The organism is Nocardioides alcanivorans (assembly GCF_021555175.1).
GTDB classification, from domain to species: domain Bacteria; phylum Actinomycetota; class Actinomycetes; order Propionibacteriales; family Nocardioidaceae; genus Nocardioides; species Nocardioides alcanivorans.
Genome location: NZ_JAKGRW010000049.1, coordinates 1 through 20,355 on the forward strand (window position 1 = coordinate 1; position 20,355 = coordinate 20,355).

The window sequence follows — 20,355 nt, forward strand, 5'->3', positions numbered from 1 at the left end:
AACCACAAGTTCCACGCTGAGCTTCATCCAGCAGAAGCCCGGGTGAGGCACGCCGAGGCGCAGGGTCGCGGTAGGTAGCGCTCTCTCGCTCACGGTGGCCATCGAGCGGCCCATCCCTCCATCGACGAAAAGGGACTGCCCGGTGACATATCCGGCGTCCTCACTGGGTAGCCAACTGATGGCGCCGGCCATGCCGGCCGGTCGTCCAAGTCGCCGCAACGGCAGGGTGCGGGCCACGCGTTCGGCAATCGAGCGCAGGCACCTTCGTCGAGCATCGGGGTGTCGATGAACCCCGGGCAGATCGCGTTGGCGCGCACTCCCCGTGGTCCCAGCTCGACCGCCAGCGAACGGGTGAGGTCAACAGGCCGCCTTGCTGGCGTCGCTACGCGATCTGTCCGGCGAAGCCGGTCACCCGCGATCGAGCCACATTGACCTACGGCGGGTGTGTGGCCGGCGGCGAGCAGGTCGACCAGGTCGCTGGGCGAGCCGGAACGGCGCACGCAGGTTGATGTCGAGCACCGTGTCCCAGCGCCACGTCGTCGTGCTCGGCAAGGGAGGCCCTCACTTCGACACCGGCGTTGTTGACCAGCGCGTCCAGGCCGCCGAACGCGTCCTGGCGGTGCTGGGCGATGGTCGTCGATGCCGCCGGGTCCCTCAGGTCGACCCCGACCCTGCGCTCGGGCCGTGCGCCTCGCCGGCGCGGCGTACGACGTCGGGCCGGTCGACCGCAAGCACCTGCGCGCCATCGGCAAGCAGCCGCTGGGTCACCGCCGCGCCGATGCCGCCCAATGCGCCGGTGACCACGACGCGGCGCCCTGCGGGCCGGGCACTCATGCCGCCGCCTCTCCGCGTTCGCCCAGCAGCGGCAAGGCGTCGTGGCGCAGCCAGGCGTCGCGCACCTCGGGAGCGATCGGGAGGTCTTCGGCGGCTTGGACCAGGGCGCCCGGTCCTTGGGCATGCGTCCAACTCGTCGAGCCGAAGAGCACGCGACGCTTGACCGACCGGGAACCGTGGAAGAAGAGCGGCTCCCAGCCGGATCCGGCGGCGGCCATGGTCTGCGGGTGGTGGGAGGAGAACTCCAGGTAGACGTTCGGATGCCGCTGCAGAAGGGCGACCGCCTCCAACACCCACGGCCATCCGCCGTGCCCCAACACGATGCGCAGCTCCGGGTGACGCACGGCGATCCGGTCGATGACGTGTGGGCTGCTCACCCCCATCGACTGCGCCGCGAAGTTCTGCCCGCTATGGATCCAGACAGGCACCTCACGCTCGACGGCGGCACGCCACAACGGATCGAGAGTGGGAGCGCTCGGGTCGACTCCGTCCAGGAACGGGATGACCGACAGGCCGGCCATGGCGAGCTCGTCGAGGGCTCGTTTCGCCTCGGCGATCGCCTCCTCGGGCTCACTCAGGGAGACACCGGCCCAGGGCACGAGGCGGTCGCTGAGCGCGGCGATCTCCGCGACGTGGTCGTTCGTCGTCCCCGTTCCACATCGCCACTGGCCGCCGTGGATCACCTGCACGATGTCGTGACGCTCGAGTTCGGCGACCCGCTCCTCGATCTCGAAACATGCGGCCATCGCTTCGGCGAGCTCATCGATCGCGGTCTCGCGATCCGTCGTCAGTGACGCCACGATCTGTCCGGGCGTATGCCCGGTCATCGCAGCGAAGCGGGGGCGAACATCACGCCGTAGCGAGGTGCGCGCACGAGGAGGGCGCTGAGGTAGCTGCGCCACCCTTCGCGTCGCAGCACGACGTCGCACATGTCGACCACCGCGGCAGGTGGGGTAACGGGCATCACAGAATGCATGAACGTTTGTTTACCAGTTCAGGACAGGCGAAGTCAACGAACGTTCATATATTGCGCTAAGGTCGAAGCGTGAGGACCACGAAGACCGACGCACGCCAGACCGACACCGCCCAACGCATCCGGCGCGTGGCCACCGAGTTGTTCTTCACCAACGGCTATCCCGCCACGTCGGTGCGCCAGATCATGCAGGCGTGCAACGTCACCGCGGCGTCGCTCTACAACCACTTCGGCTCGAAGGAGGACCTGCTCCACTCGATCCTCATGAGTTCCCTCCAGGACTCCGTGGATTCGTTGCTAGGAGCCTTCGCATCCGCCGACGACAACGCCACGGCGCAACTACGCGCACTGGTGCGCGCCATCTCGACCTTCCACTCCGAACGGCAGTTGGAGGGGCTCGTGAGCCAGACCGAGTGGCGACATCTGCCTGCCGAACGCGCGGTCGATGTCCTGGAACTGCAGAAACGAATCCGGCGGCTCTTCGAGACCTGCCTTGAGCGCGGCGTGGCCGACGGCGAGTTCTCCCTCGCCGTCGTCGGCGCCGACCCCGACATCACCGCGAAGTCGATCCTCGATCTCTGCATCAACGCCGGGAAGTGGTTCCGCACCCGCGGGCGGCTCGACGCCTCAGAGCTCGCCCGCCAGCACGTCGAGCTGGTGACGCAGATGGTCGGAGCCCAACCGGTGCCGGTGGGGACCAAGCACTGAGGCACGGCCTTCCACGTCCTCGACCGACTCCAGCAGGAAGTCCTGGATCTCGCGTTCGCACTTCTCCACGTGGGAGGCATTCCAGTACGTTCGCCAGATGAACAGCCGAGTGTCCGTGAGCCCCACCCCGTCGACCGGGTTCGATGACTTCACACTGCAGCAGGTCGACGTCGGCACGACGTCGCTGCGCGTGCGGATCGGCGGTTCCGGTCCACCGCTCGTGCTGCTCCACGGCTTCCCACAGACCCACCTGATGTGGAAGTCGGTGGCCGCGGATCTCGCCCGCGACTTCACGGTGATCGCGCCAGACCTTCGCGGCTACGGCGGAAGCCGACATCCGGGTTCCGGGGCGGACCACGCCGCCTACTCGAAGCGCGCCATGGCGACCGACGTCGTCGCACTGGCCCGGCGCCTCGGTTTCGAGCGCTTCGGGCTGGTCGGCCATGATCGCGGCGCCCGTGTCGCCTACCGGGCCGCACTGGATCATCCCGAGATCGTGGAGCGGCTGTGTGTTCTCGACATCGTGCCGACCAGCGACATGTATGCCCGGATGGACGCCGAGATGGCCCTGCGGATCTGGAACTGGACCTTCCTCCCCAGCGGGCACCACTGCCCGAATCCTGGATCAATGCAGATCCGCAAGCGTTCCTCGAGAGGGTCGGCGCCGTGAACCCGGCCTACGTCGATGCGGAAGCACGCGCCGACTACCTGGCGGCAGCGAGCGACCCAGCCGTCGTCCACGCGATGTGCGAGGACTACCGCGCCGGCGCCGGGTTCGACTGGTCCCTGGACGCGGCCGACCGCGGACGTCGCTCGATCACCTGCCCGACACTGGTGCTCTGGGGTGAGCACGGAGCGCTCTCTCCCTGGTTCGACGTGCTGGAGACCTGGCACGTGTGGGCCGAGGACCTGCACGGCTGGCAGATCGCGGACAGCGGACACTTCTTCCCGGAGGAGAGGCCAGCGGAGACGTCGGCCGCACTGCGGGAGTTCTTCCGGCCCGGGTCGGCCTGAGACCTCGTGGCAGCAGGCCACTCACGACGTACGTGGCAGCCCAGCGCCCGAGAATGACCGCCAGGGCGTCATGGCTCGCCGTGGTGTCCCCCATTGCCGTCCTCAGGTGTCGCTTCGATCGACCGCTCGGCCCGTCAACTCCAGCAGCCGCGCCCTCGGTCACCCATCTCCCAACATGACCACATGTCGAACCGGACCACACCACGAGCTTTCGCTGAGGCGGGTCGGCGCGACACACGCCAGCGACGGACACTCCGAGAGCTTCTCGCCAACACCGACTCCTTCATGAGCGCGCAGCAACTCCATGACGAACCGCGCGCCAACGGAGACAAGGTCGCCTTGGCCACGATCTACCACACTCTGCAGGCGATGCATGAGGCCAGCAAGGTGGAATGGTTCACCCTCGACTGGAACGCCCAACGGCTCGCCGTGTTCGATCACGATGTCGACGCGATCATCCGCACCCATGCCAGAGACCGGAAGGTCGCGCCATGGTTCGAAGACACCGCCGAGGCCTTCGAGGAGATCGGTGAGGTGGACCTGGCGATCGATTGAGCCAAGCGGGCCACCGACTTCGGTCCAGGCCATCAGTCCCAGAAGGCAGCGGACTACCGGTGTCGCCTCCTCGAAGAGCATCGACCCGACCAAGCGCTCGGAGCACGGCTGTTCGTGTTCCAGAAGTGGCCCTCATCCACGACGGGGGCTCGGTTGCACAAGGCCGCCGGCAAAGCCTGGCCCGACTACCGCGACGACGTGATCGCCACCTTGACGGCGAGTCCGAGCGACGCCGTCCTCTTCGCACTCCACACGCTGAAAGAGCCTGAGTTCGCCTGTGACCTGTAATCGGTTTCCCGGACACCGAAGTTGAGGCGATGATCGTCTCGGAGAGGAGTCCGTTACGCCGGCACCCAAGGACCCGGAGTTCCGTCGTCGTGCAGTCGAGCTGGCCCGGTTGCGGGAGAAGCCGATTGCACAGATCGCGAGAGATCTGGGGATCGCTGAATCGGGTTTGCGTCGCTGGATGGCTCAGGCCGACGTCGACGAGGGCAAACGAGAGGGGCTCTCGAGTGATGAGCGGGCCGAACTGGTCCGCTTGCGTCGGGAGAACCGCACCCAGGCCATGGAGATCGAGATCTTGAAGCGGGCGAGTGCCTACTTCGCCCGGGAGAACGTGCTCGGAAAATAGGTTTCCGGCTCGTTCGTGAGCTTGCCGCCGAGGGGTTCCCTGTGGCGGTGACGTGCCGGGTCCTGGGTGTCTCGACGTCGGGCTACTACGAGTGGGCCAGACGTCCGCCGTCGAAGCGCGATGTCGAGGACGCCTACCTGCTCGACGTGATCATCGAGGTCCATGCCGCTGCCCGGGCCACCTACGGGGTGCGGCGGGTGCATGCCGAGCTGGTGCTGGGCCGCTCCCACCAGGTTGGTCGCCGTCGCATCGCCAAGCTGATGCGCTGCCACGGCCTGTCCGGTGTCCACCGCCGCCGCTGGCGCCACCAGCAGCGGTCTGAGGCGACGTGGCCCGACCACGTGCAACGTCAGTTCACCGCTGAGCATCCGGACCGGTTGTGGGTCACCGACATCACCCAGCACCGCACCAGTGAGGGCTGGGTCTACTGCGCCGCAGTCCTCGACGTGTACTCCCGCCGGGTCGTGGGCTGGTCGATCGCCGACCACCTGCGCACCGAACTGGTCGTGGACGCCCTCGAGATGGCCAGGCTGCGGCGCAAGCCGGTCGGTACGATCCTGCACTCGGACCGCGGCACCCAGTACACCTCTTGGCTCTTCGGCCACCGCTTGCGCGAGGCCGGTCTGCTGGGGTCGATGGGCAAGGTCGCCTGCGCCTACGACTGCGAGCATCGTGTCTGCGCCACCACCTGGGGTCTGACCCTTGTTACGACCGGCCCCGCTGGGTGCCCTCGCGTTGACGTGTCGGCCCCGGGTGGTGGCGTGCACCTGGCTGCTGGCCGGGTGGGCAGTGACCTGATAGGAGCCTGACTCGACCAGGGCCTCATCGCAGTCCTGTCCGCCCACTCCGGCCAGCTGAGCCATGGACAGCCCACCCGGAGATGCGAGAGAGGAACCCATAGCCCGATGCCCAGCATGCAGCTTCGCCGCGACGATGTCATCGTCGGTGTCGACACCCACAAGGACAACCACGTAGCTGTCGCGATCGACGGCCTCGGCGGCCGACTCGGCGACATCGTCGTGCCCACCACCATCGCCGGGTTCGAGGAACTCCTCGCGTTCTGCCTGGCCTTCGTCGGGTCCGCCGGTCGACTGGTCGGGTTCGGCATCGAGGGAACCGGCTCCTACGGCATCGGGCTGGCCCGCTACCTACGCCGCCACGGCCACGACGTCCACGAGATCGCCCGGCCAGCACGGGCTGCGGAACGCCGACTTGCGGGCAAGAACGACACTATCGACGCCGAACATGCTGCACGGCAGTTGCTGGCCGGCCAGGGACTGGCCACGCCCAAGAACGCCGACGGGGCAGTCGAGACGATCAGGCTGGTCAAGATCGCCTACGACGGCGCCGTCCAGGCCCGCACCACCGCCATGATCACGCTCAAGGCGACCCTTGCTACCGGCAGCGAAGCGCTGCGGGCAGAGCTGGAGAAACTCACCGACCACAAGCTCATCACCGCATGCGCTGCGCTCGACGGACCGGCACCGCTTCCGCCCGTGCGCCGTGGTGCACCGGCCGTCGTTGTTCCTGCGGACCCAGACTCCGCGATGCGGCACGTGCTGTCCTCGATGGCCAAGCGTTGGTTGTCGCTGCACGAGGAGGCCAAGGCTCACGCCGCGTCGATGAAGGCGCTCACCGCGGCCGCCGCGCCCCAGCTCGTCGAGGCCGTCGGCGTCGGCTACGACACCGCGGCGCAGATGCTCATCACCGCCGGCGACAACGCCAACCGGATCAAGTCCGAGGCCGCGTTCGCGAAGATGTGCGGCGCTTGCCCGATCCCAGCCGGATCCGGGAAGACGAACAGTCGGCACCGTCTGTATCGCGGCGGGAACCGCCAGGCCAACGCTGCGCTGTATCGCGTGGTGATCGTGCGCATGCGATGGCACCAGCCGACCATCGACTACGTGGCCCGTCGCACCGCCGAGGGGATGTCGAAGCGGGAGATCATCCGCTGCCTCAAGCGCTACCTCGCTCGCGAACTCTTCCGGCTCCTTCCAGCACCAGACGCCATCACCAACCCCGGCGGCGAGGATCTCGAAATGGCCGCCTGATCGACTTGACGATCTATAGGAGCATCAACGCACTCATGGAGTCGTTCTGGGGATCGATGCAGATCGAACTGTTGGACCGCCGCTACTGGACCACACGAGCCGAGCTCGCGAACGCGATGTTCGAGTGGATCGAGGCCTTCTACAACCCCGTCCGACGCCACTCCGGACTCGGCTACAGGTCACCCGTCGAGTTCGAACGCCTTCACACCGCCGCCCAACCAGCGGCATGATCACCACACCAAAACCGTCCGGGAAACCGATTACAGGTCAGGTTCTTCGCGGTGAGCGTCTTGCTCGCACTTGCTTCTGTGGGGTACGGGATCCGCGCGGAGGAGCAGGCGTCGACGACAGGTGTGACACCACAGAACGGCGGGAACGGGACCGAGACGTAAGCCGGACCACCGACGTAGCGACTGCTTTGTGGATCGACTGGTCTGCGCGTCTGATCTGACGACCTTTCGCTGCTCAGTCGGTGCGTCATTCTGGGTGAATTGACGCGTCACTCCACCACCATGCCCATCGAACATCTGGTCCTGCGTCAGGGGCGAAGCGCCGCTGCCGATTCAACGAGGCCGTCGCGGTCGAGCATGGCGAGGACGTCAGTGAAGGTCGCGGGCGGGTTGTGGCGGGAGTCTGCGATCCGTTGAACTGCTCCGTAGACCGTCTCACGGCTGAGATCGATCTGATCGAGGACAAAGCCGTCTGGCGACTTGGCCTCCATGTCCCATGGTTCGAGCGCGCTAGGCGGGAAGTCTTTGAGGTTGTTGGTGACGATGACTTGGGCGCGAGCCTTGATCGCGGCGGCGAGCACGTGCCGGTCGTCGAGGTCGGGCAGCTCGAGCGCGTCGATCAGCGGCTCGTAGCCGGCGACGAGGCAGTCGCGGACCGCCTTGTTCATCAGGCTGCGGGTGCGGGCCAGCTTCTGCGGGTCGAGATCGGGACGGTTCGCGAGTAGGTTGCGAAACACCTCGTTGAGGATCTGGTCGGTCCACTTCGCTTGAACGAGACCGGCTTGAGCGATGCGGATCAGCAGGTCGCGGAGCGTGCTCGGATAGAGCACGTTGGCGTCGTACAGGACGACGAAGGCCACCTCAGAGCAGGCCCATCTCTTGGTTGAGCCGGGTGAGCTCGTCCGCGACCTCGCGGCGCTCTTGGTCGTCGCGGGCCATGTAGGCCATCAGGGACTGGGCCTTGATCCGGCGGTGCTTGCCGACCCTGCGGTACTCAATGTCCCCGTGGTCGAGCAGGCCGATCAGGAACGGTCGGCTGACATTGAGCAGCTCGGCTGCCTGCTGCGTGGTGAGCTCGGCGTGGTCAGGCACGACCGAGACGCCCTGGCCGGCCGCCATGTGCGCGAGCACCCGAGCAAGCAGTTCGACCGCGCCCCGCGGCACGACAAGGGGTTCTCCGGGGTCGTCGGCGACGACAAGCCGGATCGCACTCTCGGCGTGGGTGGCGAGGTAGTCCTTGACGTGCGGCAGCGCTTCGACGGCGGCGGCGATGTCGGCCTCGTCGGGCTGGACGGGCGTGAGTGCCAAAGCGGTCATGGCGGCTCCTTCCTCAAGGCATCCATTATTCGCAATATTCGAATCCAACGCAACAGTTGAACGTCCGCCTACGGCCAGATGTTCCCGAGAGGCCCCCAGGCACAGAGCTTTCGCGGCAGCGCGCTCGGCGGCGGCGGTGGCGCGGTTGTAGCGCACGAGCATGCTGTTCGACCAGGAACTTTGCCGCCCCGGGCCTCGGCGCGCCCGAAGAGCACGAGCAGTTTCCTGCCAGCGAGCTCGAGCGGCGCCAGGGTGGACCCGAGGACGGCGATGGTCGGTTGCCTCAGGGGGCGAGGAGTCGATGGCGAGGTCAACCAAGGCCTCCTCCCTCACCCGGGCAACGATCATCCGGCAGAACGTCGGGCTGTCGTGGATCACGACGAGGCCACAGCCCCGTTCTGTCAGAGCGCACACGAAGGCATCCCTGGCTCGCGCAACCGAGGTCGTGGGCCGGGCGGCGAACAGGTCCAGGTCTTCGGTGGGCCGGGCGATGAGGTCGGAGGCGAGAAGTGCGGCACCGTCACCCTGCGCGTGCACGGCAAACTCCGACACATCGGCATCGGACGAACCCACAGCCGGACCCACGTCATCCTGCTCATCCAAGACCTCGACGTCCGCATCATCAACGCCATCACCGGCGAACTACTGCGCGAACTCACCATCGACACCAACAAGGACTACCAACCACGAACCCTGAAATGAAAAACACCCGAACCCACACATCCGTGGGTTCGGGTGTCCGCGATGTCCTGAGACATCGCATTCGTAGCGGGGGCAGGATTTGAACCTGCGACCTCTGGAATCACACAGGGCGATTCCGACTGCTACCGAACGTTGCGGGAAACAGCCGAATCGCTTGTATTGATGCGGTGTCTGCTGTCTCGAACACCTCCGACTATACCCGATCAGTTCGTACTCGGGCTGGCTGAATCCGGAGGGTAAGTGGAGGGTGATCGATTCGTGAGCAAGGCATCGGACGATGGGACCGCCGACAGCGCAGCGGGTCGGCCCAAGTTTGGGTCAGGCCAATCTCACTGTGGTGAGGCAGGTGGGATCGTCTGTGCCTGTCGCGATGTCCGCTTCGCCACTCCTGCCGTCGTGGGTGATCTTTATGGTGCCTTTGATGTCGCGGGGCAGCCAGAAGCCAACGAACCCATTTTCGAACGTCGTGACTGTTTTCTCTACCAGGACCTCGTCGTTGGTTTCGTCGACGATCTGCACCTCGACCTCAGTGGAGGCGAGCTCTCCCGTGCAGGTGGTCAGTGAGTGGTTGTAGCACTCGTGGGTTTGATTGACGTATGGCGCGATCGAGAGGTAGAAGGCGTCGTCTGGAATTGCGATGCTGACCTCGTCGCCACCGGACGACAGCACCAGTTGGTCAGGGCGCACGGATGCGATCAGGTCTTGTGGCCGCTCTGATCCACCAAGCCGGTCGAGGTGGTCGATGATTTCGACTACGTCATCCATCCCGCTCATTCCATGCGCGCTGAGCAATTGACTTGCGTCTGCGGCGGTTGCCCCTGTTGCGGACCCGGCCGCGCCGGTTGCGGTGGTGTCAGAGCTGTCGTCGGTAGTAGAGCAGGCGGTCAGGCCCAACGCGGCTACAAGGCCGAAGGCGCTGGCGCGGTTTCTGATGTTTCTTCTCACGTACATGTTCCTTTGATGGGGAGCTGGCTAGTGGGGCGGGCCATCTGCGGGCCAGGGGTTCGGCGAGCAACCCTCCATCGTGAGGGTCTGCTGCAGCATGACGGGGGCGGGCGTCCCGGGTTGCGGGCAGGACTGGTGGGGGTATCCGAGCGCGTGTCCTGTCTCATGGTTGATGACGTACTGGCGATATTCACGAAGGGGCCGCTGGAACGGCTCTGCGCCGAAGAACCACCGCTTGGCGTTGATCACCACCCGGTCCTCGTTTCGGCACGAGACGTCTCCCTTTGTGTCGAGGGGCGCGCACAGTTGATCGACGGTGTCAGGTGTGGCGAGCAGTATGCGTATCTCTTCGCCGCTGGCAACGCGTTCGAACTCGTGGTCGCCGACGCTTCGCCATCCCCTGTCGTCTGCAAGCGTCTGGTCGACGATTTTGGCGAACTCGGCCGGGTCAACGTCGAGCCCTTCTTCCACGGCTACGGAGTAACGCAATGGTGCAGGTCCAGTGCTGGCCCCTGCGCTTGTGGCGAGCATGAACTCTCCTGTCCCTGCTTGCGGCACCTGAGGTGTCAGCGTGACCGGTGGCGCAATGGGCGAGAGCCGCGAAGGCGACGTCGCCGGCGAAGGCGGCGATGGCGGCGTGTCGGCCAATGACGATTTCGTCGTGTTGGCGGGTGCTGGTTGCGACGAGTTCCAGAACGTGAGCGCGCCGGTGAGCGCGATGACGCCAGTTGCAACTGCGAGGCCGAGCAGGATTCGGGTCGTTCGGTGGTGTGGCCGCGCACTTTCTGCTCGACGCCTGCCAACAGCGCGTGGCCTGTTCGCTCGGCGCCGGGCCGACATCGGCTCGCGCGCCGCGTGCGCGGCGTGCTCCTGGCTGTCGGTTCACGAGATGACCTGGATCAAGGGCACCCAGGTGCGTCCGACGTCCTCGGATCGGTAGATGCCCTGATCCGTGGCGGCGTGCCATTGCTGCCCCGTTACGTCGAATGCTTCCGGGTCCCCGGAACTCGGCCAACACGATCCCAGGTCTCCCCTTGGTCGTTGCTGGAGTAGACCGATCCGTCAGCGGCGAGTCCGGCAAGCTGATCGGACGTGGGCCATCCCAGGAAGACCAGCGGAGGTGCAGAGTCGAGAGTGATCGAGGTCGAGTCGACTCCACGCAGTTGCAGTTCCCCTTCAGGCGATGAAGTGAGGACCTCTTGTGTGTTTGAGGGGTTGATGACGAGATCAATGACCGGTTCCTCGGCCACGACCGACCAGTTCTTGCGATCTGTCGCAGTCAGCAGCCGGCCAGTCACCGAGTCGAAGGCATAGATACGGTCTCCCACCACGTCGAGGGCGTGGAAGTCAGCCTCGCCCTTCAACGAAACGCTCGACCAGGTGCTGGCTGCGTCAGTCGATTCGATCATTCCGAGATGAGGTGGAAGGTCTTCCCTCATGTCGGGGTGGCCGCTTCCCAGGAAGTGGTCGGGCCCGATGATGGTGAACGCCATGGTGTCCTGCCATCGATCGGCGATCCTGGCCAGGGAACCGTCATCACCAATGCGGATGACTCCGAAGTGGGTCGCGGCATAGAGCATCTGGTCACCTGGGTTGACTCCGAGGCCGTGGACGTGACCCAGCGACTGGACCTCCGATGTGGCGGGCGCGGCGGGCTCCTCTTCAGCGGCGCAACCGGTGGTCAGGATGAGCGCGCCGATCGCGAAACTGGCGAGCAGATTGCGGGCAAGCATGATTGTTCCTGTCGATCAAGGCATGAAGGGTTGGGGCCGACCACATAGGTGGTCGACCCCAAGGGGCGATCAGGACCCGAGCAGGTCCTTCATGGTCGTGATCTCGGTGTCTTGCGATGTCGCGATCGACTCTGCGAGTTCGACCGCGGGCCCAAAGACGCCTTGTTCTTGTTCTGTTTTGGCCATCTCGATGGCACCTTCGTGGTGTTCGATCATCATTTCCAGCCACATCCGCTGGAAGTCAGCGCCGCTGGCAGCCTCGAGCTTGGCCATGTCGTCGGCCGACATCATTCCGGGCATGTCAGCGTCCATTTCCATGTCGCCGTGCGCGTTCGCATGGTCGCGCGAAGTCTCGGGAATGGGCTTGTCCCACTGGGTAAGCCAGTCGACCATCTGCTCAATCTCGGGGGCCTGTGCCGCACGGATGCCCTCGACGAGCTCGGCGACCTCAGGATCAAGCTCGCGGCCCTGAGTCATGTCAACCATCGACAGTGCCTGGGCGTGGTGCTGCATCATGTCGGTGGCGAACGTGACGTCAGCGTCGTTGAACTTGCTTCCGTCAGAAGCAGTGCGAGTCTCGGGTGTGGGTTCGTCGTCACTGCCACATGCGGTGAGCAGAGCCAGGGCGAATACGACTGTAAATAATGCTGCAAGCTTCTTGATCATTGATGCTCCTTGTTGGTCTGTTGGGAAACGTGATGGGCATGCCAAGGACTCGACCGCACCTGGGGCACAGTCGAGTCGGGCGCCCATCAGTTCCGTAGGACCGACAGTTTGTAGATGCAAGGAGGATCTGGATCGCGCGCGGCGGCTTGCGGGATCGGGGCCGACCTTGGAGCACGTTCTCGAAGGAAGACCAATCCGCGGGGTGGCCCGCGCAGGAGCCGCAGCAGCAAGAGCCCCACGAGCAGGACAGCCAGGCACAGGCCCACCATCGTCATGGCCCCGTCGCCGCCGTCATCCGGCTCGGCGGCACTACTCAGCGTGGCCTGCTCTGGAGCGGTCTCGCTTGCGTGGCTCACGTCTCCTGCGTGAGCCATGAGCGTCATCTGCGTTGCGCCTGTGTCACTCACCGCGTGTCCCGCGGTGCCGTGGCCGCCGAGGCCATGCATGGCGAACAGTCCCAAGAACACGCCCACAAGGACCAGCAGGCGTGCTGCAGGTCGGTGCGGGGCGCTCCAGCGAGCGTTTCGGGTCATCGCCAGCAGTCTAGTTGGCCTGCCTTTGGGGACAGTAGGTGACTTCACTGGATGTGGGTCAGATGGACGGGGTGCGGCGTTCAGTTGGACGCCGTGCGGTTCAGAGTCCTCGCCGCGCTCTGTTCAGGCGTCAGGTCCAATCTGCGTAGGAGTTGCGCGTTCAGGGCCACGACGACGGTGGAGGCGGACATCAAGATCGCTCCGACGCTCATCGGCAACACGAACCCGACCGGTGCCAGGACACCTGCGGCGAGGGGGACGCTGATGAGGTTGTATCCAGCTGCCCACCAGAGGTTCTGTTTCATTTTGCGGTATGCCGCATTCGACAGTTCGAAGATCGACAGCACCGAACGCGGATCCGAACTGGCCAGGATCACCCCGGCCGAGCCGATCGCCACATCTGTGCCTGCGCCGATAGCGATACCAACATCGGCCTGCGCCAGGGCCGGAGCGTCGTTGACGCCGTCGCCGACCATGGCCACCTTCCGGCCTTCACGCTGGAGTTCGGCAACCTTGGCTGCCTTGTCTTCGGGCCGCACACCGGCGAACACCCGGTCGATGCCGAGTTCAGCAGCGACTGTTTCAGCGACCGCCTGGGCATCACCGGTGATCATCACGACCTGCGCGCCCACTGCATGGAGCGCGTCCACTGCGTCGTGTGACTCGGGGCGGATTTCATCGGCCAGGCGCAGGGCGCCGATCACCTCACCGTCGGCGACGACGTGCAAGATGATGGCGCCCTCGGTGCGCCACTTGTCGGCGATCGGCAACTCCGACAGGCCGTGGTGCTCCAGCAGATACGGTCCTCCGACCTCAACCACGGAGCCATCGACCCTCGCGCGGACGCCAACTGCCGGTGAGGACGAGAATTCCGCGTACGCCGGAACGTCCAGGCTCCGGTGCTTCGCAGCGCCGGTCACCGCTCTTGCGAGCGGGTGCTCGCTGTCGCTCTCGGCTGCGGCAGCAAGTGACAGGACCGCGTCTTCGGAGTACCCATCGATTGGCTCGATGCCGGTGACGGTCGGCTCGCCCTTGGTCAAGGTCCCGGTCTTGTCGAAGAGCACGGCGTCCACCGTGCGCATGGATTCCAACGCCAGGCGATCCTTGATCAGCACGCCACCGCGAGCCGCGCGTTCGGTCGCGATCGACACCACGAGTGGGATCGCCAGGCCCAGTGCATGCGGGCACGCGATCACCAGCACGGTGATCGTGCGTACGACGCCGTCATCGGGCAGCCCGACGAGTGCCCACACGATGGCGGTGATGACCGCGGAGCCCAGCGCGAACCAGAACAGCCAGCCGGCTGCGGTGTCGGCGATCCGTTGCGCACGCGAGGAGGAAGCCTGCGCATCCGCGACAAGCTTCTGGATGCCAGCCAACGCGGTGTCATCGCCGATGGCGGTGACTTCCACCCGCAAGCCGGAGTCGGTGGCGACCGTTCCAGCGACCACCGACTCTCCCACCTCTCGGCGTACGGTCTTGGACTCGCCGGTGACCATGGACTCGTCCATGCTCGCGCTGCCGTCCACGATTTTGCCGTCGGCAGGGACCGCTGCCCCGGGGCGAACGATGACCACGTCGCCCACTGCCAGGTCCGAGGGAGCAACCTTCACGACGGCGTCGCCGTCGACCTTCTCGGCCTCATCGGGCAACAGCGCGGCCAGGGAGTCCAACGCGGAGGTGGTCTGGGCCAGTGAGCGCATCTCGATCCAGTGCCCAAGGAGCATGATCACGACCAGCAGGGCCAGCTCCCACCAGAAGTCCAGTTGGTCGTCCAACACATCCAGCGTGGAGCCCCATGAGGACACGAACGCGACTGTGATTGCCAACCCGATGAGCAACATCATTCCGGGCTTGCGCGACCGAGTCTCCGAGACCGCGCCCGTCAGGAACGGCCAGCCGCCCCAGACGTAGAGCACTGTGCCCAGGGTCGGCGAGACCCACTGGACCCATTCACCATCTGGTAGGTGATAGCCGACCAGGTGGGCGAACATCGCGTTGGATGCCACCACGGGGACCGCTAGGACCAGCATGATCCAGAACAGTCGTCGGAACTGGCCCACGTGGTCGCCGTGCCCGGAGTGGCCGCCGTGTTCGTGGTGCTCACCGTGGCCCTCGTGCGCAGAGGAGCCATGCTCGTGATCCCGAGGGGCGTCCCGAAGGTCTGCGCTGGCTCCCTGGTGGCCAGCATGATGGCCCGCCTCATCCCTACGGTGTTCGTGCTGATGGTCGCGATGCATACTCATACCATGAAGATATACCCCCCATGGGTATATCTTCCACCAAGCGCCACTGCGAACGGGATCACCGAAAAGATCCAGACGGCGACAGAAAGGGGCTCTTCACAGATGAGGGTGTGGTCGTGCGGTCGAGGACTCCGAGATCGCCAAGACGATGCTCGAGGAAGCGATGGGCGTGCACGGCATCCCAGAGGCGGTCCACGCCGACCGGGGCACCTCGATGACATCGAAGCCCGTGGCGCAACTGCTCCTCGATCTCGGCGTCGACAGGTCCCACTCGCGACCGCGGGTGTCGAATGACTGCGAGTATGAATGTGTCGCCACCGGCCGGGTCTGACCCATCTAACGACCGGCCCCCGGGTGCCTTTGGGTTGATCTGTCGACCCGGCTGGTGGGGACGACCAAACCACCGGTCTGGCGGGCAGTGACCTCATAGGAGCATGGCTTTACTGAGCCTCGTCGCAGTCGTGTCCGCCCGCCCGACCGGCGGTGACCCATACCCGCCTGCCAGCGAGAGAAGGCCATCACCAGCATGCCTGCTACCACCACTGACGTCACCACCACGCCCGCCAACACCGTCACGATCGGGGTCGACACCCACAAGGACTCGCACGTCGCCGTAGCGCTGAATGCGCTGGGCCGCTGGGTGGCCGAACTGGCCACCCCGGCCACCGCTGCCGGCTATGAGCAACTACGCCGATGGGCCTACGACCTGGGACAGGTCGAAGCGTTCGGAATCGAAGGCACCGGCTCCTACGGAGCGGGGCTCGCCCGCTACCTGCGTCGCTGCGGCGAGCGTGTCGTCGAGGTCAATCGGCCTGACCGCAGCACCCGTCACCGCAAGGGCAAGTCCGACCCCATCGACGCCGAGTCCGCCGCGAGGGCCGTGCTGGCCGGTACCGCGACCGGCACCCCCAAGAACGGTGATGACCAAGTCGAGGTCATCCGCATGCTCAAGATGACCCGCGACTCCGCGGTCAAAGCGCAGACACAGGCGGTCAACCAGCTCAAGGCCGTCCTGGTCACCGCCCCAGACGAACTGCGCGAATCACTTACCGATCTGGGTCTGGCCAGATTGTTGGAGCGGTGCGCCGCACTGCGACCAGGCGACCTCACCACACCCCTGTCGGCCGCCAAACACGCTCTACGGCTGCTGGCTCGTCGCGCCCTCACACTGCGAGCCGAGGCCAAGGAGCTCCGCGAGCATCTGGATCGCCTCACAGCCGCTGTCGCGCCCACGCTCGTCGAGCTCACCGGCGTCGGCCCAGACACGGCCGCAGCACTGCTGCTCGCCGCGGGGGACAACCCCGACCGGCTGCGCAGCGAGGCCGCGTTCGCGGCCCTGTGCGGTACGAACCCCGTGCCCGCCTCGTCGGGAAAGACGACGCGTTACCGGCTCAACCGCGGCGGTGACCGCCGAGCCAACGCAGCCCTGCACCGGGCCGTCGTCACGCGGATGCATTGGCACGAGCCGACCAAGATCTACGTTGCGCGACGCACCGCCGAGGGCAAGACCAAGCCCGAGATCATGCGCTGCCTGAAGCGATACCTCGCCCGACAGGTCTACCGCTGCCTACTGCCCACAATCGCTGAGACCAGCAGCAGAAAACCACCTCAAGAAGACCTCTGCGACGCGGCTTGACAAGACATAGGAGCATCAACCCGTTCAGCGAGGCCGCGTTCAAGACCCTGAAGTACGCGCCGGCGTTCCCCGAGAGCTTCGGGTCCCTGGCAGATGCCAGGGCGTTCTGCGAGGCGTTCTTCAACTACTACCACCACGAGCACCGCCACTCCGGGATCGGGCTACACACCCCAGCATCGGTCCACCACGGCACCGCGACCGAGATCCGCGCCCAACGCCAGGTCACCCTCGACGCTGCGTACGCTGCTCACCCCCACCGGTTCGGCAACCGCCGACCCCAAGCGCCGAAGCTGCCCACAGCCGCGTGGATCAACCAGCCCTCACCGGAGGCCCTCATACAGACCGCGTAACGAGACGTGTCTCAGCCTGCTTGACATCTTCCGCGCGCCCAGTGGCTTCACCGACTTCTTCGACGGCGCCCGCTAGGTCAGGAGCCGCGACTGCCCCGCAGGATCGTCCCCTGCAGACCTGCCAGTTCGATATTCAGCCCTGCAGCCCTCAAGTGCACGCCGCTCGGGACCTCAAACGACAGGCAGCACCGGTTGCAGACCGCCCAGAGCGACGAGAGACCGCGCCTGCTCGGAAAACGGTCCCGACTCCTTGGACCGGGACTCGTCGCCAAACAGATGCAGGCATCAGCCGGACAGTCGTTCCCCCGCCATCGCGCTTCCGCCGAATCAGTGCTCGTGGTGACCGAGGGGCGGTGCATCATCCGATTCACGGCAACCGATCAGACGGTCGGCGCCGGGCAGACTGCCGTCATCACGGCCAACGAATGGCACCACGTCGAGGCCAGTCCGAGCTTCACTGCCGTTCACGTCATCCCGAAAGAAATTCGCTTCGCGTTCTCGGGCCCGAGGACCTAGCCATCGACGACCCGGTAGTCACCCACTTGGGCCAAGGCCTCGGCGATCAATTCTCGGCTGGGGGTGCTGCCGACCTTGTGCTTGATCCACAAGCGCGTCGGCTCACCTGGCACGATCTCGAACGTCGCCTGGCCTAGGCCGTGCGCGGTGAAGATGTCGTACAGCGACTGCATCGCCCTCTTGGCGTCCCGATCGTCGTTGACCCCATCGATGAGAAAACGTGTTGACGCGATCCTCTTCGTCATGGGGCCTCTAGATCCTTCCGTTGAATGCCTGCAGCGCAGAGTCCTCGCGAGTGCCTCCGCGACCGTCACCATAGTCGGCGAAGTCACGAACCCACATGACACGCGACACCCACTTGACGTGCTTGTAGCCGTGGTTGGATTCGACGCGCAACCGAGCTGGCGCTCCCAAGTGGTCCTCGAGATCCTCGCCGTTGCGCTCATAGGCCATGATCGTCTCCTCTTCGGCCATCGTGTCCAGATCGATGGCCGCGTAGAAGGGTTCGCGGGGACGGTTGTCGATCATCTTCTGCGCCAATCCGTAGGACTCGGTCAGCAGGTAGTGGGCGCCCTCGGGTCGCGGGCCGAGCTGGTCCATCAGGTCGGTGAGCCGCACTCCGGTCCAGCGCGACGTCGCCGACCAACCCTGCATGCACGTGTGGGTGGCGATGTAGGAGTGCTGGGGCAGTTTCTTGAGATCCTCAATCGTCAGCACTTTTTCGACATCGTTGATGTCGTCGCGGAGGGTGATGGTCAGACCCTCCCAGTTCCGGTCTCGCGCATCGATCCACAACTGTGACTCCTCCGCGGTCGGCGGCAGGCCATTGGTCCAGTGGAACTCGGAGATGTCCGCATCGGTGTAGCCCTTCTTCTTCGCGCCCTGAGGGCGCAGCCAGTTGAGGAAGATCTTGCGTCCGATCTCGGTGAAGCCGGCAGTAAACCGGTGGGCCCGGGGCCGGTCGGCGAGCGACCAGTACGACAGCGCGACCCAGAAGACGAGCACGGCCACGATGACCGCGACCATAATGACCGTGGCCTGGGCCGCTCGCGCCGGCGAGACCGCTGTCTCGGCGCCGCCGAAGACCATGTTGACGAGGTTGCGGTCGCGGTGCACGAGGAATACCAGGGACACGTGCATGACGATGAATCCGCCCATCAGGACCATCCCGATGAAGTGCAGCGAGCGGGCACCTTGGTGACCACCGAGCATCTTCACAAAGCGCGGGAAGCGGCTGCGGACCGCTGGCGACATGGCCACACCGGTGATCATCATGAACGGCGCCAAGATGAAGATCACGAAGGTGTAGCCCAGCATCTGGAGCGCGTCGTACGGCTGGAAGTGGCTGATGTCAGGGACATCGAAGCTCAGGTAGGTCTTCAGTGATTCCCACGCTTCAGGGAAGACGTCCCAGGATGTGGGGATGAGCCGCCGCCAGAGCCCGGTTGCGAAGAGCACGATCACGTAGATCACCCCGTTGAGCACCCAGAGCATCACCGACAGGCCGTGCCAATGGCGGCCGAGCCCGATGTTCTCGCGCCCGGGCAGTGACAGGAGCGGATGGACGGATTTCTCGTCCATGAGGGAGGTGTACACCCCCTCCTCCTTGGGGAGCTCACGCTTGGTGAACTTCAACCACTCCGTTCCGGGAGCGCAGTCATTGCGCCACCACAGTCGCGGCAAGGACGAGAGCATCTCGATGCCCGAGCGGATGAGCATGCCGATCAGGACGAAATTCAGCAGGTGCTGCGCCCGCAGCCAGAACGGGAAATCTTCCATCGCCTGTCTCCTTCGTGGTTTTCGAGCGGGTCAGTCCTTGGGTGTGAGGCTGGTCTGCGGCATGGGCTTGCCCGGCTTGTCGAGGAAATGGAAGATGGTCCAGTAGAGAACGCCGATCATCACTCCTCCGCCGACGATGTTGCCCAGGGTGACCGGCAACAGGTTGTCGACGAAGAAGTTCGTCCACGTGAGGTCGCCGTAAGCCGATGAGTCCAGACCGGACATTGCCCAGAAGTCATCGCCGGCGAAGGTCCGGATGAGGATGCCCAGCGGCACCATGAACATGTTGGCCACTGAGTGTTCGAAGCCCGTGGCGACGAACAGGGCGATCGGCATCGTGACCGCGACGACCTTGTCGACGGTCGTCCGGCCGCTGTAGGCGGCCCAGATCGCGAGGCAGACCATCAGGTTGCACAAGATGCCGAGCACGAAGGCGGTGAGGAAGTCGTGATGGACCTTCTTCAGTGAAACGTCGAGGACCACGGCGCCCCATGCTCCGTCAGCCTGCTCCCAGCTTCGACCGAGATAGATCAATCCCACGATGGTCAGGGCGCCGATGAAGTTGCCGACGAACACGATCACCCAGTTGCGCACCAGCTGCCAGGTCGTGATGCGGCCGCTCGCGCGTGCGGTGAGGGTCAGGGTCGACGACGTGAACAACTCAGCTCCGGTCAGGACCACCAGAGCCAGGCCCGTGGCAAAGACGAAGCCACCCAGGACCTTGGCCACGCCGTAGGGCAGCTGTTCGGCGCCGACCTGGCTCGTGACGAAGAAGACGAAGCCGAGACCGATGTAGCCACCGGCCGTGAGGGCGAGCAGGAAGGACTTGAACTGATGGCTCGTGGCCTTGCCGAAGGCAGCGTCCTCGGCGGCACGCGCCATCTCTGCGGGCGTCAGGATGCTGTCACCGCTCATGCCTGCCTCCGTGCCTGCGCA

General features: G+C 65.3%; 26 protein-coding genes and 4 pseudogenes. 14 read left to right on the top strand and 16 right to left on the bottom strand.

What is annotated here, in order from left to right; genetic code table 11:
* The 5 genes and pseudogenes from L1066_RS27095 to L1066_RS20895 all read right to left on the bottom strand — a co-directional run.
* The coding region (locus L1066_RS27095; RefSeq protein WP_312008442.1) for an SDR family oxidoreductase at positions 1-300 on the bottom strand (300 nt) is incomplete at its 3' end.
* A pseudogene (locus tag L1066_RS28935) lies at positions 276-500 on the bottom strand (SDR family oxidoreductase); the annotation flags it as partial. The pseudogene L1066_RS28935 and the gene L1066_RS27095, both read right to left, overlap by 25 nt.
* Before the next feature lie 154 nt (positions 501-654).
* Positions 655-834: an SDR family NAD(P)-dependent oxidoreductase gene (locus L1066_RS20885; protein WP_235738249.1), complete on the bottom strand. Its 180-nt coding sequence runs from the start codon at positions 832-834 to the stop codon at positions 655-657.
* Positions 831-1,661: an amidohydrolase family protein gene (locus L1066_RS20890; protein WP_235738250.1), complete on the bottom strand. Its 831-nt coding sequence runs from the start codon at positions 1,659-1,661 to the stop codon at positions 831-833. Before L1066_RS20890 ends, L1066_RS20885 begins: the two co-directional genes overlap by 4 nt.
* Positions 1,658-1,798 carry a hypothetical protein gene (locus L1066_RS20895; RefSeq protein WP_235738252.1) on the bottom strand — a complete coding sequence of 47 codons (141 nt, stop codon included), beginning with the start codon at positions 1,796-1,798 and terminating at the stop codon, positions 1,658-1,660. The genes L1066_RS20890 and L1066_RS20895 overlap by 4 nt, the downstream gene beginning before the upstream one ends.
* A gap of 81 nt (positions 1,799-1,879) precedes the next feature.
* Between L1066_RS20895 and L1066_RS20900 the strand changes: the two genes are divergently transcribed.
* From L1066_RS20900 to L1066_RS20935, 8 genes and pseudogenes are all read left to right on the top strand, one after another.
* A complete protein-coding gene (locus L1066_RS20900; RefSeq protein WP_235738259.1) occupies positions 1,880-2,515 on the top strand; it encodes a TetR/AcrR family transcriptional regulator in 636 nt (211 codons plus the stop codon).
* Between the two features lie 97 nt (positions 2,516-2,612).
* Entirely contained in the window at positions 2,613-3,185 is a 573-nt protein-coding gene (locus L1066_RS20905) for an alpha/beta fold hydrolase (protein WP_235738261.1), read from the top strand.
* Positions 3,182-3,529 carry an alpha/beta fold hydrolase gene (locus tag L1066_RS20910; protein ID WP_235738264.1) on the top strand — a complete coding sequence of 116 codons (348 nt, stop codon included), beginning with the start codon at positions 3,182-3,184 and terminating at the stop codon, positions 3,527-3,529. The genes L1066_RS20905 and L1066_RS20910 overlap by 4 nt, the downstream gene beginning before the upstream one ends.
* 183 nt (positions 3,530-3,712) lie before the next feature.
* Positions 3,713-4,084, top strand: a complete 372-nt coding sequence (locus tag L1066_RS20915; protein ID WP_235738266.1) for a transcriptional repressor — start codon at positions 3,713-3,715, stop codon at positions 4,082-4,084.
* A 373-nt stretch (positions 4,085-4,457) separates the two neighbouring features.
* Positions 4,458-4,715 (top strand): annotated as a pseudogene (locus L1066_RS20920) (hypothetical protein); the annotation flags it as partial.
* Positions 4,712-5,524 (top strand): IS3 family transposase, encoded by an 813-nt coding sequence (locus L1066_RS20925; protein WP_235738416.1) that lies wholly within the window; start codon positions 4,712-4,714, stop codon positions 5,522-5,524. The pseudogene L1066_RS20920 and the gene L1066_RS20925, both read left to right, overlap by 4 nt.
* A 96-nt stretch (positions 5,525-5,620) precedes the next feature.
* Complete coding sequence (locus L1066_RS20930) at positions 5,621-6,766, top strand: IS110 family RNA-guided transposase (RefSeq protein WP_235735621.1); 1,146 nt, start codon at positions 5,621-5,623, stop codon at positions 6,764-6,766.
* A gap of 26 nt (positions 6,767-6,792) precedes the next feature.
* A pseudogene (locus L1066_RS20935) lies at positions 6,793-6,996 on the top strand (integrase core domain-containing protein); the annotation flags it as partial.
* Positions 6,997-7,304: 308 nt separating this feature from the next.
* Here L1066_RS20935 and L1066_RS20940 read toward each other — a convergent pair.
* Complete coding sequence (locus L1066_RS20940; protein WP_235738274.1) at positions 7,305-7,856, bottom strand: PIN domain-containing protein; 552 nt, start codon at positions 7,854-7,856, stop codon at positions 7,305-7,307.
* A gap of 1 nt (position 7,857) precedes the next feature.
* Entirely contained in the window at positions 7,858-8,313 is a 456-nt protein-coding gene (locus L1066_RS20945; protein ID WP_235738276.1) for a helix-turn-helix domain-containing protein, read from the bottom strand.
* Between the two features lie 369 nt (positions 8,314-8,682).
* On the opposite strand from L1066_RS20945, the gene L1066_RS20950 reads away from it, so the two are divergent.
* Entirely contained in the window at positions 8,683-9,015 is a 333-nt protein-coding gene (locus L1066_RS20950; protein ID WP_235738278.1) for a hypothetical protein, read from the top strand.
* Positions 9,016-9,333: 318 nt separating this feature from the next.
* Here the strand turns inward: L1066_RS20950 and L1066_RS20955 are convergent, their stop codons facing one another.
* On the bottom strand, positions 9,334-9,960 hold the full coding sequence (locus tag L1066_RS20955) for a CueP family metal-binding protein (protein ID WP_235738280.1): 627 nt from the start codon (positions 9,958-9,960) through the stop codon (positions 9,334-9,336).
* A gap of 27 nt (positions 9,961-9,987) precedes the next feature.
* Positions 9,988-10,518, bottom strand: coding sequence for a DUF3152 domain-containing protein (locus tag L1066_RS27105; RefSeq protein ID WP_312008399.1), 531 nt, complete (start codon positions 10,516-10,518; stop codon positions 9,988-9,990).
* Positions 10,519-10,531: 13 nt separating this feature from the next.
* Here L1066_RS27105 and L1066_RS28060 point away from each other — a divergent pair, with 13 nt between their 5' ends.
* Positions 10,532-10,900: a hypothetical protein gene (locus L1066_RS28060; RefSeq protein WP_235738291.1), complete on the top strand. Its 369-nt coding sequence runs from the start codon at positions 10,532-10,534 to the stop codon at positions 10,898-10,900.
* Between the two features lie 37 nt (positions 10,901-10,937).
* Here L1066_RS28060 and L1066_RS20970 read toward each other — a convergent pair whose 3' ends face one another.
* The 4 genes from L1066_RS20970 to L1066_RS20980 form a co-directional block, all read right to left on the bottom strand.
* Positions 10,938-11,693, bottom strand: coding sequence for a F510_1955 family glycosylhydrolase (locus tag L1066_RS20970; protein ID WP_235738293.1), 756 nt, complete (start codon positions 11,691-11,693; stop codon positions 10,938-10,940).
* Positions 11,694-11,762: 69 nt separating this feature from the next.
* A complete protein-coding gene (locus L1066_RS20975; RefSeq protein ID WP_067434640.1) occupies positions 11,763-12,359 on the bottom strand; it encodes a DUF305 domain-containing protein in 597 nt (198 codons plus the stop codon).
* Between the two features lie 86 nt (positions 12,360-12,445).
* Positions 12,446-12,892 carry a DUF6153 family protein gene (locus tag L1066_RS28940; RefSeq protein ID WP_376707711.1) on the bottom strand — a complete coding sequence of 149 codons (447 nt, stop codon included), beginning with the start codon at positions 12,890-12,892 and terminating at the stop codon, positions 12,446-12,448.
* Positions 12,893-12,972: 80 nt separating this feature from the next.
* Entirely contained in the window at positions 12,973-14,955 is a 1,983-nt protein-coding gene (locus L1066_RS20980; RefSeq protein ID WP_235738295.1) for a heavy metal translocating P-type ATPase, read from the bottom strand.
* Positions 14,956-15,319: 364 nt separating this feature from the next.
* Between L1066_RS20980 and L1066_RS20985 the strand changes: the two are divergent.
* The 4 genes and pseudogenes from L1066_RS20985 to L1066_RS28945 form a co-directional block, all read left to right on the top strand.
* A pseudogene (locus L1066_RS20985) lies at positions 15,320-15,433 on the top strand (IS3-like element IS1141 family transposase); the annotation flags it as partial.
* Between the two features lie 231 nt (positions 15,434-15,664).
* A complete protein-coding gene (locus tag L1066_RS20990) occupies positions 15,665-16,774 on the top strand; it encodes an IS110 family RNA-guided transposase (protein WP_235734917.1) in 1,110 nt (369 codons plus the stop codon).
* Positions 16,759-17,124, top strand: coding sequence for an integrase core domain-containing protein (locus tag L1066_RS20995; RefSeq protein WP_512699731.1), 366 nt, complete (start codon positions 16,759-16,761; stop codon positions 17,122-17,124). The genes L1066_RS20990 and L1066_RS20995 overlap by 16 nt, the downstream gene beginning before the upstream one ends.
* A 276-nt stretch (positions 17,125-17,400) precedes the next feature.
* Complete coding sequence (locus L1066_RS28945) at positions 17,401-17,640, top strand: cupin domain-containing protein (RefSeq protein ID WP_376707712.1); 240 nt, start codon at positions 17,401-17,403, stop codon at positions 17,638-17,640.
* On the opposite strand, the gene L1066_RS21000 is transcribed toward L1066_RS28945, so the two are convergent.
* Genes L1066_RS21000 through focA form a run of 3 tightly spaced genes read right to left on the bottom strand, consistent with a single transcriptional unit; the run spans position 17,637 to position 20,334 of the window.
* On the bottom strand, positions 17,637-17,885 hold the full coding sequence (locus L1066_RS21000) for a hypothetical protein (RefSeq protein ID WP_235738297.1): 249 nt from the start codon (positions 17,883-17,885) through the stop codon (positions 17,637-17,639). The two genes, L1066_RS28945 and L1066_RS21000, sit on opposite strands and share 4 nt — an antisense overlap.
* A gap of 7 nt (positions 17,886-17,892) precedes the next feature.
* Positions 17,893-19,419 (bottom strand): molybdopterin-dependent oxidoreductase, encoded by a 1,527-nt coding sequence (locus L1066_RS21005; protein ID WP_235738299.1) that lies wholly within the window; start codon positions 19,417-19,419, stop codon positions 17,893-17,895.
* A 30-nt stretch (positions 19,420-19,449) separates the two neighbouring features.
* Positions 19,450-20,334, bottom strand: coding sequence for a formate transporter FocA (focA, locus tag L1066_RS21010; RefSeq protein WP_235738320.1), 885 nt, complete (start codon positions 20,332-20,334; stop codon positions 19,450-19,452).
* Between the last annotated feature and the right edge of the window lie 21 nt (positions 20,335-20,355).

What these genes read in the sequence shown, in the direction of transcription:
- L1066_RS20885 (WP_235738249.1), bottom strand. Translation starts at nt 834, where the DNA reads ATGAGTGCCCGGCCCGCAGGGCGCCGCGTCGTGGTCACCGGCGCATTG.
- L1066_RS20890 (WP_235738250.1), bottom strand. Translation starts at nt 1,661, where the DNA reads ATGACCGGGCATACGCCCGGACAGATCGTGGCGTCACTGACGACGGAT.
- L1066_RS20895 (WP_235738252.1), bottom strand. Translation starts at nt 1,798, where the DNA reads ATGCCCGTTACCCCACCTGCCGCGGTGGTCGACATGTGCGACGTCGTG.
- L1066_RS20905 (WP_235738261.1), top strand. Translation starts at nt 2,613, where the DNA reads ATGAACAGCCGAGTGTCCGTGAGCCCCACCCCGTCGACCGGGTTCGAT.
- L1066_RS20915 (WP_235738266.1), top strand. Translation starts at nt 3,713, where the DNA reads ATGTCGAACCGGACCACACCACGAGCTTTCGCTGAGGCGGGTCGGCGC.
- L1066_RS20930 (WP_235735621.1), top strand. Translation starts at nt 5,621, where the DNA reads ATGCCCAGCATGCAGCTTCGCCGCGACGATGTCATCGTCGGTGTCGAC.
- L1066_RS20945 (WP_235738276.1), bottom strand. Translation starts at nt 8,313, where the DNA reads ATGACCGCTTTGGCACTCACGCCCGTCCAGCCCGACGAGGCCGACATC.
- L1066_RS20970 (WP_235738293.1), bottom strand. Translation starts at nt 11,693, where the DNA reads ATGCTTGCCCGCAATCTGCTCGCCAGTTTCGCGATCGGCGCGCTCATC.
- L1066_RS20975 (WP_067434640.1), bottom strand. Translation starts at nt 12,359, where the DNA reads ATGATCAAGAAGCTTGCAGCATTATTTACAGTCGTATTCGCCCTGGCT.
- L1066_RS28940 (WP_376707711.1), bottom strand. Translation starts at nt 12,892, where the DNA reads ATGACCCGAAACGCTCGCTGGAGCGCCCCGCACCGACCTGCAGCACGC.
- L1066_RS20990 (WP_235734917.1), top strand. Translation starts at nt 15,665, where the DNA reads ATGCCTGCTACCACCACTGACGTCACCACCACGCCCGCCAACACCGTC.
- L1066_RS28945 (WP_376707712.1), top strand. Translation starts at nt 17,401, where the DNA reads ATGCAGGCATCAGCCGGACAGTCGTTCCCCCGCCATCGCGCTTCCGCC.
- L1066_RS21000 (WP_235738297.1), bottom strand. Translation starts at nt 17,885, where the DNA reads ATGACGAAGAGGATCGCGTCAACACGTTTTCTCATCGATGGGGTCAAC.
- L1066_RS21005 (WP_235738299.1), bottom strand. Translation starts at nt 19,419, where the DNA reads ATGGAAGATTTCCCGTTCTGGCTGCGGGCGCAGCACCTGCTGAATTTC.
- focA (WP_235738320.1), bottom strand. Translation starts at nt 20,334, where the DNA reads ATGAGCGGTGACAGCATCCTGACGCCCGCAGAGATGGCGCGTGCCGCC.